General features: G+C 57.9%; 9 protein-coding genes. 4 read left to right on the top strand and 5 right to left on the bottom strand.

What is annotated here, in order from left to right; genetic code table 11:
* Nucleotides 1-3: 3 nt before the first annotated feature.
* Complete coding sequence (locus tag ACR0EO_RS15760; RefSeq protein WP_480691453.1) at nt 4-3273, bottom strand: adenylate/guanylate cyclase domain-containing protein; 3270 nt, start codon at nt 3271-3273, stop codon at nt 4-6.
* 474 nt (nt 3274-3747) lie between these two features.
* On the opposite strand from ACR0EO_RS15760, the gene ACR0EO_RS15755 reads away from it, so the two are divergent.
* A complete protein-coding gene (locus tag ACR0EO_RS15755) occupies nt 3748-5883 on the top strand; it encodes a polysaccharide biosynthesis tyrosine autokinase (protein ID WP_480691452.1) in 2136 nt (711 codons plus the stop codon).
* 72 nt (nt 5884-5955) lie between these two features.
* Here ACR0EO_RS15755 and ACR0EO_RS15750 read toward each other — a convergent pair whose 3' ends face one another.
* A complete protein-coding gene (locus ACR0EO_RS15750; protein ID WP_480691451.1) occupies nt 5956-6261 on the bottom strand; it encodes a hypothetical protein in 306 nt (101 codons plus the stop codon).
* Nucleotides 6262-6630: 369 nt separating this feature from the next.
* Between ACR0EO_RS15750 and ACR0EO_RS15745 the strand changes: the two genes are divergently transcribed.
* Genes ACR0EO_RS15745 through ACR0EO_RS15735 form a run of 3 tightly spaced genes read left to right on the top strand, consistent with a single transcriptional unit; the run spans nt 6631 to nt 10687 of the window.
* Nucleotides 6631-8643 (top strand): YjbH domain-containing protein, encoded by a 2013-nt coding sequence (locus ACR0EO_RS15745; RefSeq protein ID WP_480691442.1) that lies wholly within the window; start codon nt 6631-6633, stop codon nt 8641-8643.
* Nucleotides 8640-9275 carry a YjbF family lipoprotein gene (locus ACR0EO_RS15740; RefSeq protein WP_480691441.1) on the top strand — a complete coding sequence of 212 codons (636 nt, stop codon included), beginning with the start codon at nt 8640-8642 and terminating at the stop codon, nt 9273-9275. The genes ACR0EO_RS15745 and ACR0EO_RS15740 overlap by 4 nt, the downstream gene beginning before the upstream one ends.
* Nucleotides 9272-10687 (top strand): polysaccharide biosynthesis/export family protein, encoded by a 1416-nt coding sequence (locus ACR0EO_RS15735; RefSeq protein WP_480691440.1) that lies wholly within the window; start codon nt 9272-9274, stop codon nt 10685-10687. Before ACR0EO_RS15740 ends, ACR0EO_RS15735 begins: the two co-directional genes overlap by 4 nt.
* 36 nt (nt 10688-10723) lie before the next feature.
* Here the strand turns inward: ACR0EO_RS15735 and ACR0EO_RS15730 are convergent, their stop codons facing one another.
* The 3 genes from ACR0EO_RS15730 to ACR0EO_RS15720 are packed head-to-tail and all read right to left on the bottom strand — an operon-like array spanning nt 10724 to nt 13283.
* Nucleotides 10724-11497, bottom strand: coding sequence for a WecB/TagA/CpsF family glycosyltransferase (locus tag ACR0EO_RS15730; protein ID WP_480691450.1), 774 nt, complete (start codon nt 11495-11497; stop codon nt 10724-10726).
* Between the two features lie 5 nt (nt 11498-11502).
* Nucleotides 11503-12372, bottom strand: coding sequence for a sulfotransferase domain-containing protein (locus ACR0EO_RS15725; RefSeq protein WP_480691449.1), 870 nt, complete (start codon nt 12370-12372; stop codon nt 11503-11505).
* Entirely contained in the window at nt 12369-13283 is a 915-nt protein-coding gene (locus ACR0EO_RS15720) for a glycosyltransferase family 2 protein (protein WP_480691448.1), read from the bottom strand. Before ACR0EO_RS15720 ends, ACR0EO_RS15725 begins: the two co-directional genes overlap by 4 nt.
* Between the last annotated feature and the right edge of the window lies 1 nt (nt 13284).

Below are 13284 nucleotides of genomic sequence, written 5' to 3'. Positions count from 1 at the left end.
CTCTCATGCGTGGTCCAGTCGTCCGACGAGGGATTGTGTGATGCCCATTTCGGTAAACCGAGCACCCAGCGCTTCGAAGTCTTCATGCGCACTCATGGGAATACCCCAACCGCCGCATGCGGCCAGAACCCGCGCATGTTGAATGGACAGGTCAACCATCGGCAGGGGCTCATCTGCCGTGAACTTGCCCAAAGCTTCGGCGTATTCAGTGGCCCTGTCCCATTCCTGCCGTGCCAACATGACTGCGCTGGCATCTGGGTAGAAGTGCAAGTGACTGTGACCGACACAGCCTTCGGCGATGATCTGGGCGCCCAGTTTCAGGTGCTGATCCTGTTTATTAGGGTCTGTTTCGGCCATTGCCAGTGCCGACAGCGCCTTTGGCCCAACAAAGTTGCGGCCATGCTCCAAAGCAATATCAACGGCGCGTTGGCCGGTTTCCCGAGCCTCTTCCAATTGTCCTGCGTAAACCTGCGTACGGGCCAAATGTTCCAGCGCCTGCGCCTCAAGCCGTTTAGCTCCGACGCGGTTGGCGATCTCAGCCGAGACGGTAAAGGTCTCCAATGCCTGATCCAGCTCACCCAGAAACGTATGCGCAACACCCAAGCAGGTCTGCGCCACGCATTCAGGAACAAACGCGAAATACTTCTGTGAAACCTCGATAGCTTCCTGCGCATCCCGTTTGCCCTGCGCTACATCGCCAGTATAGCTACGCGCAACGCTCAGGTTGTGAAGGTTCGCCGCCAGATCCCGGACCAGCCCCTTCTCTCGGGCGCGTTCAACCGCCTGAGTATAAAACCCGGTGGCAGTCTGCATCGTGGCGTTCATGAAGTTCGCATCGCCAAAGCCGCTCAGCGCGCCTACTTCTAACCGAGCGGATTCAAGTTTTCGAGCCAGTGTTAGAGCCTTTTCGTTGCTCTGCAGCGCGTCCTCAACCCGCCCCAACGGGAAATAGACATTACCGCGCACATAGTTGATTTGGGCAATGTCCCGCTCGGATCCGGACCGCTCTGCCGCAGCCTCAGCGGTATCGAGGCTTTGCAGTGCTTCTTTATACAGGCTGGCCTGACGTGCCGCTTGCGCCAACCCGATATGGGCGCGACACACCTGTTCGTCTGCGTCGGCCAGATCTGCGGCCTCTTTGAACTCGCTCAGGGCGTCATCCGACAACCCCTGCAAGCGATGAGTTTCCCCGCGGGCACAGAACAGGTCAAACCGCACCCCTGACGGAGCAGGCAGTTCCAGCGCTCGCTCAATCAGCGGGCTGGCATCGTCGAACTGGAACGCCTGAATCAGCTTCTCGGCAGCCTCTAGGTAAGCCTGTGCAGCATTGGTGGCCCCGGCCCGGTCCAGGTGCTGAGCGCGCAGCGTGGCGTCTCGGTCCTCGAACCATTTCGCCGCCTGACGATGCAGTCGGGCGCGCTCGGATTTTACCAGTGTCGCATATGACCCGTCCCGGATAAGCGCGTGGGCAAACATCAGGTCAGTACCTGCCTCGCGGATCAGTGCTGAACGGATCAGGGTCGAGGTATCCAGATGCCCTTCGCCCAGAATGAAGTTCAACACCTCTGGCGAAAACCGTTGTCCAAGAACCGACGCCGCCTGAAGCGCGGCCCGGCTGGATCGGTCCAGCGCGTCCAAACGCGACTGCACAATGCCCTGAATGCTACCGGGAACAGATTCCCGTTTCAGCACATCGATATTCCGCAGCAACTGCTCCAAAAACAGCGGGTTGCCTCCGGCACGCTGCACGCAAGCGTCCAGTAATTCTGGATCAATGCCGGTGAACTCTTCGACCAGTTGGCGGGCCTGATCCTCACCCATTGGCGCCAGTTCAAGCTTGGAGATCAGCGCGCCATCCGTGCTCATCTGCCATTCTCGGTTGATCGGGTCGCCCTCAACGCGGCTGGTCATCAGCAAAACGCAGGGCAAGTCACGCGTGGTGGCGGCGATATGGGCGCAAGCGGTCAGGATATCATGCGCGGCCCAGTGAATATCTTCGATCTGGATGAGCATCGGCGCTTCGCTACTGCGCGCGGCAATCAACTCATCAATCACCTGCCGCCGCCCGCGCAACCGTGTCGCATTGTCCATCACGGCGTAAACCTCGGCCACGCCGGGATCTTGCTCCAACTCCAGCAACGCGTTCAGGTGGGCGGCATTTGAAGGCGACACCCAACCTTTAGCCACCGCGCTCTGGGCCATTTCTGCGCATGTGGCTGCATCATCCATGGCCTCAAGCCCCAGAATACTGCGTGCAACGGATTGAATGGCCGAGTGCCCCTCGCGCGCGCCGAAATCCATCACTACGCCATTATGGATCGAGTAACCCAAGCTACTGGCCATCTCGGCCACCTGCTCGGACAAGTGGGTCTTACCAATCCCCGGTTCACCAAGAACAATGTGAACCTCGCCTTTGCCATGTTGCTGGCACCGGTCGAACGTAGCCGAGAATAGCGACAACTCGCGCTCGCGTCCCACAAAGCGATGTCGACGTGACCGAATGTTTCGCGCCATGCGATCCAAACGCCAAAGCTCGACCGGCTCATTCAAGCCTTTTATCGCCTTCTCGCCCATACTCTCGCCCACGAAAAGCGGCCCTAACGCGCGCTGAATATCGTGTGAAACCAATGTTTCGCCCGGTACGGCCATATCAGTGATGCGCGAAGCGAGGTTCACGCCATCACCCGTTACTGTGTATTCCGTGTGGGCTTGACTGCCTGTCGTACTGGCGATCACCTGCCCCGAGGCGATGCCGATATGGCAAGACAAAGGCGGGTTCAGGCTGGGTAACACCGCGTGGATCTCTAGCGCCGCACGTGCTGCGCGCTCCGTATCGTTTGTGTGGGAAATCGGCGCGCCGAAAACCGCCATGACTGCGTCGCCGATATGCTTGTCGATCCGGCCGCCGAATTTCTCAACAACGTGATCAACCTTGGCGAAAAACGCGTTCAGCAAGGCGTGCATGTCCTCGGCATCCAATTCGCTGGTCAGGCGGGTGAAGCCCGTAAGGTCAGCAAACATGACCGTCACCTGCCGTTTTGCAGGCTCTAGTGGTGCTTCGGGCTCATAGGGTTTTACTGTCTCAACGGTCTCAAGCTCAGCAATCGCGCGCAGTAGCCTGCGGCGGTCTCCGACGGCGGTCACTCCGATTTCGATCAGGTCTTCGCCCGTCAAATCGGGCAGAATTGCGAAATCAATTTTGTTATCCAAAAAGGCTTGCGCGTATTCAGATAGCCCAAGCGCGTTTAGCCAGTCCCCTAGGTCCTGAGACATGTCGCCCCTCTGAAGCCCCACTACTTCAAAGTTAGACCTAGCACGGCAAACCCCTCTGAGTCTGCAATACATGACGAATTTAATGTTTATGTACGCCCATATGGCTCAAATATGGGCATCCAGCTTATAGGCCCAAGTTGCACATTCAACTCAAAGGGGCCCGTGAGCGATTGACTCAGAGCTAACCTAATTACGGAACGTTGCTGATCCAGTCGGCTGAAACACCCTCTGCAAACGCCACACTATGGCCCGGCGAATATGCCTAGACAAAACCGACAGCCCCAAGCAACAAAACAGGCTCTATGTAACAAGATTTTTAAGCTCAAAGGCTATTCTACAGGCAACTGGCTGCGTGTTTATGAACACGACAATTAATAAAGATGCGCGCCCCTTTATCATTTTTCTCAACGCGTGTAGAGAGCGGCAGTACACGCGTCCCGCGTGTTTAAAGGTATTTGGGATTGTAAATTTGATATGAAGCAGGTTCCAATTCACGACGCCGATTTCAAAGCAGGTGGAATTCCGGTGATCGAAGAAACCGGAGAAGATACGATCGACTTGGGTGCGTTGATCGGAACCTTGTGGCGCGGTAAATGGATTATCGCACTGGCAACCGCTGCAGCCATCTTAGTTGGTGGATATTACGCCTTTATAGCCGCAGTCCCACTGTATCGATCCACAGCCGTGGTCATGCTGGAAACCGACCAGGCCAGCGTAGTCGACCTGCAAAGCGTTGTAGGTGGGCTAGCCGGCGACACGACCGAGGTGAATTCAGAACTTGAAGTGCTGAAGTCCCGCGGCCTGATGGGAAAAGTTGTGGACCGGTTGGATTTAGCTTCGGACCCAGAATTTAATGGCGCGCTTCAACCTGAGTCCACGCTCGCCGGCCTGAAACAATTTGTAAAAGCGATGCTCGGAGCGGGCGGCCCGCCCGAAGAAGTACCTGAAGAGTTGGCCAAGCAATTAACCCGAGACAGCGTTATCACAGCTTTGCTCGAGAAGATCTCGGTGCACAATGTGCGGCAGAGTTATGTTTTTGAGGTCACGGTCGAAACTGAGTCAGCCCGCAAATCCGCCTTGATCGCCGATACAATTGTTGAACTGTATGTGCTGAACCAAATCGAGGTGAAGTTTGAGGCGACCGAACAGGCAACCGCGTGGCTGACTGATCGGGTGACGGAACTGCAGATCGAACTGGAAACCGCCGAAGCAAAGGTTAGCGAGTTCAATGCGACAACTGCGCTGATCTCGCCCCAAGCGCTTCAGTTACAGGAAGTGCAACTTAAAGACCTGCGCGAACGCGGTATTTCAGCTGAGGCGACCAATGAGGCAGCGCAGGCGCGCTATGAAGCTTTGATCGCTGCGGATACCCGTGCAGAGCAAGCACAGGTCAGTCAGAACCCGCAACTGGAACGCCTTTTTGAGCAAATCGAAGAATCCGGCGCAGGTGAAGAGGCATTCGACACCGCATTTCAACGCCTTGTTGCCCGCACCGCGCTTGAAGCGCGACGAGCCGCGCAGCAGGCTCAGGCCTTGACGCAGTCATCCGAAGAACTGGGCCAGCAAATCTCGCAACAAAACGCTGACCTGATTACGCTGCAACAGTTGGCACGCGAAGCCGAAGCGATCCGGCTGCTGTACGAGTATTTTCTGGCTCGCCTAAAAGAGACATCGGCCCAGGAGGGCATCCAGAAAGCGGACAGTCGGCAACTGTCGAGTGCTGTGATCCCTAACAATCCAGCTTCACCTCAGAAACCTCGCATCCTGGCGCTATCCCTTATTCTGGGTCTGTTGCTGGGCTCGGGTATCGTTTTGCTTCTCGAAACACGCCGAAAGGGTTTTCGCTCCGCCCAAGAATTAGAGCGCAAAACCGGTTACAGTGTTTTGGGCCAGATTCCGATCTTTCCGGCTCGTAAGCGCCGCAAGGTGCTGGAGTATCTTGCCAATAAACCCTCCTCTGCCACTGCAGAGGCCGTACGTAACCTGCGCACATCGGTGATGTTGTCTAACGTGGACCGCCCACCTCAGGTCGTAGTTATGACATCGGCCCTGCCCGGCGAAGGTAAGACAACGAACTCGCTCGCGCTGGCGCAGAACTTTGTCGGAATCGGTAAAAAGGTCTTGCTGGTCGAAGGTGATATTCGCCGCCTGACAATGACCGCGCAATTGGAGGGCGTACCGCGAAAGGGCATCGTATCCGTACTGGCCGGTGATGCGACCGCCCAAGAAGCGATCTTCCAAGACCCCTTGTTGGGTTGTGACATCTTGGCTGGAGAAGAAAGCTCGGCCAACGCGGCTGACTTGTTTGCATCAGAACGGTTCAAACAGTTCCTGGAGGACATGCGCAAACAGTATGATGTTATCCTGATCGATACGCCCCCGACCTTGTTGGTTTCAGACGCGCGTCTGATTGCGCGTAACGCTGATGCAGTGCTGCTGACCATCAAATGGAACGATACATCAGAGCAGGACGTTACCGAAGCCCTCCGGTTGTTCCATACTGACAATCAGCGTCTGGCTGGACTTATTCTGGGCCAGATCAATGCCCGGAACGCCAAACACTACGGCTATTCCTACGGCAGCTACGCTAACAAATATTACAGCGACTAAAATCGCTCCGCAAAAAAGAAAGAGCGCGCCAACCTGGCACGCTCTTTCTTTTTTTGGCATGAAACTTTTCGTTTAGTTGGTGCCAACCGTACTTGTGGTGCTGTTAGATGAACCACCGCCACCCGCAGCCGCTAGACCGACCCCCGCCGCTGCTGCAGCAAGCGCGGGAGCGACAAGCGGCACAAACCCTGTGATACCAGCCGCTCCTGCAGCACCGGCCGCCGCCCCGGCGCCAGCACCAGCTCCTGCGCCAGAACCAGCGCCTGCCCCGGCACCAGCACTACCGCTGCCTTGGGCAGCAGCTGCGCTACCGCCGGCCTCTTGTGCGTACGCACTTGTGGCTGAAAGGGCCACAATCAGAAGTGTCATTCTGATCATTGTGAATCTCCTAAAACAAGTCTTGGCGAAAACGTATCACAGCTGTTTTGACCTGAGAATGCCGCATCCGCAAAAAATCCCATAAATTTCTCGAAAAGCACAGTTTTTCGACTTGGAGGTAAGCCGCAAAACCCGCTCTGCGCAGGTGAGTGGATCATTTTCCTAGCCCAAACAGCAGCTCATCGTTTGATTTTATTTTGTGTGATTTGTTGTTGCGATTGATTGGAGACAGTTTGGTTGGAATTGGTTAATCAGGCGCCAAGAAAAAAGCGATAACTTGACGTGAAGATTCGAGCGGTATCTGTAAGGTTGAAGGGCCTGATGGCCTTGGCGTGCACTGTTGCCACTGGCATGGCGCAGGCGCAGTCTGTGTCGACCTATGGCACGCCCGGCCTGTTGGAGATTCCAACGGCCGAGATGTTCGACGACGGCATGCTGGTCTTTACTGCGTCCGGGCTCCGCAATACCGGGCGCGCGACGATGACCTTCCAGATGCTGCCCTGGGTGCATGGCAGTTTCCGCTATGCGATGATCGACCAGCTGGATGGCCCCGGCAGCAAACGATACGACCGCAGTTTCGACCTTCACTTCCGGCTGCGCGAAGAGAGCAAGCACGGCCCGGCCATTGTGATGGGACTGCGCGATTTCGGCGGCACCGGTGTTTATGCTGCGGAGTACTTCGTGGCCACAAAAACCTTTCGCGATCGGTTCAAGCTGACCGGCGGCATCGGCTGGGGGCGCATGGCGGGGCGGGGCGCATTCTCGAACCCGCTGGGCGTATTCGGCAGCCGGTTCGACACCCGACCTGCCTCGAACTCGAACGGTCAGGGCGGTGAACTGGAGTTCGGCAACTGGTTCCGCGGTGACGCAGCCCTGTTTGGTGGCGCGAGCTGGCAATATAATGACCGACTGACCTTTCTGGCCGAGTACTCGCCCGACCTGTACACTCAGGAAGGCGACGGCGGCAGCTTCCGGGTCCGGTCCCCCATCAATGTCGGTGCGCAATACAGGTTCAAAAACGGCTCGCAGCTGACCACGTCCTTTCTCTATGGCACGTCACTTGGGCTGACCTACAGCTACTTCATCGACCCGCGCAAAGCGGTGACCCCTGGCGGACAAGGTGCCGCGCCGCCGCCTCTGCAGCCCAGATCCCAGGTTGCGGCCGCCACCGCCAACCGCGCGCCCGTCGACATCCGCGACCGGCTGCAGCGCGCGCTGGATCAGGAAGGGCTGCGGCTGGTCTACCTGTCAGAGAGCGGCGACACCGTCCGCGTCGGGATCGAGAACAACAGATATGGTCAGGCCGCCCAGGCGCTTGGGCGCACCGCCCGCGTGCTGGCAAATGAAGAACCCCCGCAGACCGAACATTTTGACATCGCGCTGATGTCGGACGGCGTGCCGCTCAGTGCGGTACGGGTCAATCGCGACGACCTGTATGAGCTGGAGCATGACCCCGACAACGCCTGGCGCAGCTTTGCCCGGGCCGAGGTCTCTGACACGATCCCGCTGGTGCAGGGCGGCATCCTCACCGACGCCTTTCCGCATTTTTCCTACCGGTTCGGACCCTACCTGAACTTCTCGTTCTTCGACCCCGATGACCCGCTGCGGTACGAGGTCGGGGCCGCGTTGGGGCTGGACTATACCCTGTTGCCCGGCTTCACCCTGTCGACCGAGCTGCGTCAGCCGATCCTCAGCACATTGGATGACAGCACCCGCATCTCGGATTCACCCCTGCCGCATGTCCGCTCGGACTGGGCAATCTACGCCCGAGAATCCAACCTGCGGGTCGAACATATGACCGCCGAGTATATGTGGCGGCCCGGAACCAACCTCTATGCCCGCACCACGCTGGGCTATCTCGAGACCATGTTTGGCGGGCTTTCGGGCGAGTTGCTGTGGTTTCCCGCCGACAGCCGTCTGGCCCTTGGGGTCGAGGCCAACTATGTCGCCCAACGCGACTATGACGTGCTGTTCGGCTTTCAGGATTACAAAGTCGCCACCGGGCATATCTCGGCCTATTACGATCTGCCGGGCGATTACCACGCGCAGGTGGATGTCGGGCGCTATCTGGCCGGCGATTACGGTGCCACCTTTGCGCTGGATCGCGAGTTCAACAACGGCTTCAAGGTCGGCGCCTTCTTCACCCTGACCAATGTCAGTTCAGAAGAGTTCGGCGAAGGCTCGTTCGACAAAGGCATCCGGCTGGAAATCCCCATCTCCTGGATGACCGGCCGCCCGTCGCGGAACAAGATCGCCCAGACCATCCGCCCGGTCCTGCGCGATGGCGGTGCACGGCTGAACGTACGCAACCGGCTTTACGGCGTGACCCGCGAAGCCCGGGCGCAGGATCTGTCCCGCGGCTGGGGGAGGTTCTGGCGATGAAGGCTGTACGCACTGCCCTGCTGGCCCTGGCGCTTATCTCCTGCGGCGAGGCACAGGAAGATGCCGATCTGCTGAAGGGCACGCTGTTTCCCAACACCCCCCGGTTCCATCCCCGTGCTGAGGCGCTTGGGGCGCGTCGCCCGATCCCGCCCCGGCTTGAGGTCGGCTTTCCCAGCCGCGATCTGGCCGGCATCATGCTGCTGGAGACCGAACGCACCGGGGTACAGACCTGGCTGACCGCGGATGGCGCCACAATCACGCTGGAACAGGGCATGCTGACCTCGGCCAAGGGCTTCGGCACTGGCCTGTCCGGATCGGATGTTCGCCAGAGCGCCCGCCTGATCCTGACCAACAACTCAGGCCATGCCGACCGGTTCCACAGCTTTCTCAACGGCAATGATGAGATCGAGCTGCACGCCTATAAATGCCGGATCACCCCCCTGGGTTCCGAGACAATTCTGCTGCGCGGCAACCCTGTTGCAACAGCAAAACACCAGGAAGACTGCTATGGGGTGGCCGAACGCTTCACCAACATTTACTGGGTGCAAAACAGCACCGGTCGGATCGTCCAGTCCTCGCAATGGACCGGCGACTTTCTGGGCAACATGTTCATAAAGGTTGTGCCCGAATGATAGGTAAGATTTTGAACAGCGGAGGACAGTTCGTGCGTCAAATTCCACTTCTGCTCAGTGCACTGGCCCTTGGCGGCCTGATCACTGGATGCTCGACCATCTACCGCAGCCCCTCCGTAACCGCCGGAGTGTCCGACGCCGGCAAGGTCCGCGTCGTACCTGTGACGCCAGAGACCGTCATGGTCGCCAACCGCTCGCCGTATTCGCCCAAAACCCTGCCTTCGGTGTTCGGGCTATCCGCCGGATCGGGTTCCTCTACCAGCCTGCGCGGCACAGGCCCCCTGCCCGAAGCCCCCTCGACTCAGGGCGGATCGCGCGCCGGGCTGCAGCTGGACCCGCCGCCGCAGGTGAACCCCGGCCCCTACACGATCGGCATCGGTGACGTGCTGGTTCTGTCCACACCTTCAACCCAGGGCACTGCCGGAGAGCTGTCAGGTCTGCTGGCCGCGCAAAACAGCCGCAACGGCTATACCGTGCAGGATGACGGTTCGATCAATATTCCCGATGTCGGCCGCGTCCGCCTGGTCGGCCTGACCGTGGACGAGGCCGAGGCGCTGCTGTTCCAGCGTCTGGTGGAGAACCAGATCGACCCCACCTTCAGCCTGGAAATCGCCGAGTTCAATTCCCGCCGCGTCTCGGTCGGCGGTGCCGTCGGCCAGCCCGGCGTTCAGCCCATCACCCTGACCCAGCTCACCCTGGGCGAGGCGCTTTCGGCCGCGGGCTCTGTCTCGGTCAGCGATATCGACAACTCTTCGGTCCGCATCTACCGCAACGGGCAGATGTATCAGATCCCGCTCGAGGATCTCTATTCCCGCACCGAACTGCAGAACCTCAACCTGATTGCCGATGACTCGATCTTTGTCGACACCGACTACGATCTGGATCGCGCCGAGCGTTACTTTGCCCAGCAGATCGCCCTGCGCGAGACCGTCCTCGAAGGCCGTCAGACCGCCCTGCAAGAGCTGAACGTGGCCGTCAACCTGCGCCGTGCCGATCTGGATGAGCGCCGCAGCAACTTCGTCCAGTCTATCGAGCTGGACGCCGTCGACCGCGATTACGTATACCTCACCGGCGAAGTCCGCACCCAGGGCCGCTATGCCCTGCCCTTCAACCACTCCGCCACACTGGCCGATGCCCTCTATGACACCGGCGGCGGCGTGGCCAAGGAAACCGGCGACGCCTCAGAGGTCTACATCCTGCGCGCCTCCCAGGACCCCCGAGAGTTCGGCGCCGTCACCGCGTGGCACCTCGATACCAGAAACGCAGCTCACCTGACCCTCGCCGCTCAGTTCCAACTGCGATCAAACGACATCATCTTCATCGCAGAAAACCCCGTAACACGATGGGGCCGAACCATCTCACAAATCACACCATCTCTCATCACAACCCCCATCAACGCAGCCGTAAACTAAAAAAACGCAACCATACTCAAAAAGGGGCACTGTTTGTCAGTGCATACTCTTCTGGGTACGGGCCTGATGCAGGCGCTCGGACCGGACGTCCGCAAGGAAAACAGGCGCTGAAACAAACATTCTTTGCCACAGGCGGTGGGGTTGTCGCAGCAGGCGCGGTAACCACTCAAGGCCAAGCGCACGGAAAACTTTCGGCGAGCGTTTTACTGTGCCCGCAAAAAAGTCAAAGGCGGCGCCAATCGCTCCGGCTGCACCCACTTCGAGTTCTGCACGGTGCGCAGCAAGCCACTTTTCCTGTTTCGGCGCGGTCATTCCAACCCACAATACATCTGGTTGTGCTGCGTTTATTGCGGCGATCATTTGGGCATTCTCTTCTTCTGCGAACTCCGTTTTGAACGGTGGAGAGAATGTGCCAACCAGATTAATTCCAGGATAGTTTTCCTCAACTTTCCTGCGGATTATTTCCAAAGTGTCGTCCGTCGAACCCAAGAAGAAGACAGACCCGTTGCTTTGGTTGAGTCGATCCATAGTCGCCAGAAAAACATCGGGGCCAGTAACCCGCGCTGAGATTGGCAACCCAAGCCGTTTCGCGCCTAATACAACGCCCGAGCCATCCGGAACCAACCAATCTGCACTTTGTAGGGCATCACGAAAGACACCATCATCTTTTGCAACCACGTAGGAATGCGGGTTTAGACAAGAAAACAGCTTGCAGTCGCGCCTGCCGGTCGCTGCGGCTTCAACGATTTCGTCGGCACAACGCGAAACGTCGCCGTCGAACAGGTCGTAACCAAGAAAACCAATACCCATCTACCTTACCAATCCGTACTCTTTTCATACCCCATTCGGAGGAGCGTTTCGTTCGAACGGCGCTTAAAAGCCGCTATGTGCTGAGGTTTGAAATGTTCCTTCCAGCCGCCGATCTGGCCTTTGTGGAACGTCTTGGACCCCGAACTGCCGAACAGCTCGTCAGCCATCTTTTGGATGGTTACTTCATCAACGTCTGCACCTATGTGATCTGCGATCTGTCGGATCGTGTTGCGTTGAACTTCATCGCTGCCCCCACCTTTGGCTCCAACGAGGTCTTCGAAACGCACTATCAGGCAATTAGGTTCATCCAACCACGGCAGAAACGTAGTGAGCCCTTCGTTCTTCCATGCCTCAGGCAAACCAGCAAGCACGTCGGCGGGAGGATCTATCATCGTTAGCAGGCGAGCGTCATCGTCTGGCAACTGGGCCAAAACCTGGTGCAATGGATGCGAAAGATCCATTCGAGTCACGTAGTTAACGTTTGACACGGCGATATCACGCGGATCCCGGACCATCAGGAAAACCCGGCAGTCCAAATCACGGGCCAAGCCTGCCACCCCTTCGGACCAAGGGAAGTGTGCAGTCAACACTTGTCCACGTTTTACGGCCTGCAACTGGCGCTCAATACCAGGCAATGTTTCGTCTATATGATAACCCCAGCGGTCAACCGTATTGGGCATCATGCGGAGGATGCGAGATAAAAGGTTAGTTCCAGCCTTGGGAATTGAGTTTGCCAAAACACAAGGTCCCGTCTCAAGCAGGCGTTTCTCCTCCGCCGTGCGCGCCCGAATATTGCGCATCAGGGCATACTGTCCACGCTTTAGAACAGCACGGCGCGCCTTGCGGATGGTGTGCTTGGCATCGGGTAGATTCATGATTTAACTTCCTTGCGTCCGTTCCGCAGCACGTACTGATGTCTCATATCGCCGAGGCTTACCCGCGCAATTGGGCGCCAGGTTTCGATCTTTTGCCACGTGCTGGTTGTCTCGTCATAGAAGATTGCCGGAGCACGGCGGCGCAACATGATCCGCGCAAAACTGCGCCCTACCAAGCCGCGCTTAGACATCCATTTCCAAAGCACTGGCGGAGCAGGTAGTTCAGCCATAACGCGTGCCACTTCAGCATCGTATTCCTCTGCCCCGGTGCTTGAACGCTGCTCACCGGGCAGTTTTCGAAACGCCGCCAACGGCACCGAGACCGGGACCAAAGACGCGTGTTTGGCAAGAGACGTCCAAAGACCGTAATCCGCTGCGTATCGAAGAGAAAAATCGAGACCCGAGGTCTTTTCCCAAAGCGGCCGACGCCAGAACATACTTTCCTGCTGCAAGAAGCCGCCCAGATCTCGGTTGTACCAACCATTGGCGATGTAGTGCTGCGGATAGGCAGCAACGGCGCCGTAAATTGCAGTGGCTTGGCCTCGGCGGTTCAGGAATGCGGGTTGACCAGTGATCCAGTCGACGTCTGGGTGGGTCGCAAAAACCTCACCAACGACAGAGAGCGTCCAAGGCATAAAAATGTCGTCGGCGTTGAGCCAGCACATCACCTCACCCGTGGCGCGCGAAAGCCCCTTTTGAATAGCCTGATACTGCCCGTCATCCCGTTCTGAAACATAATAGGCAAGCCGGTCCCTGTAGCGCTCAATGATTTCCTGGGTGCCGTCCGTCGAGCCTCCGTCGATCACGATGTATTCGAGATCGTCATAGTTCTGATCCAGAACCGAACGCAGCGTCGTTTCAATGAATTCGGCCGCATTGTAACAGGCGGTGATGACAGAAATCTTAGTCATG

It is taken from the genome of Ruegeria sp. BE9 (assembly GCF_056538765.1).
The sequence above is the reverse complement of the archived record's forward strand: the minus strand, read 5'-3'. Positions and strand labels throughout refer to the sequence as shown.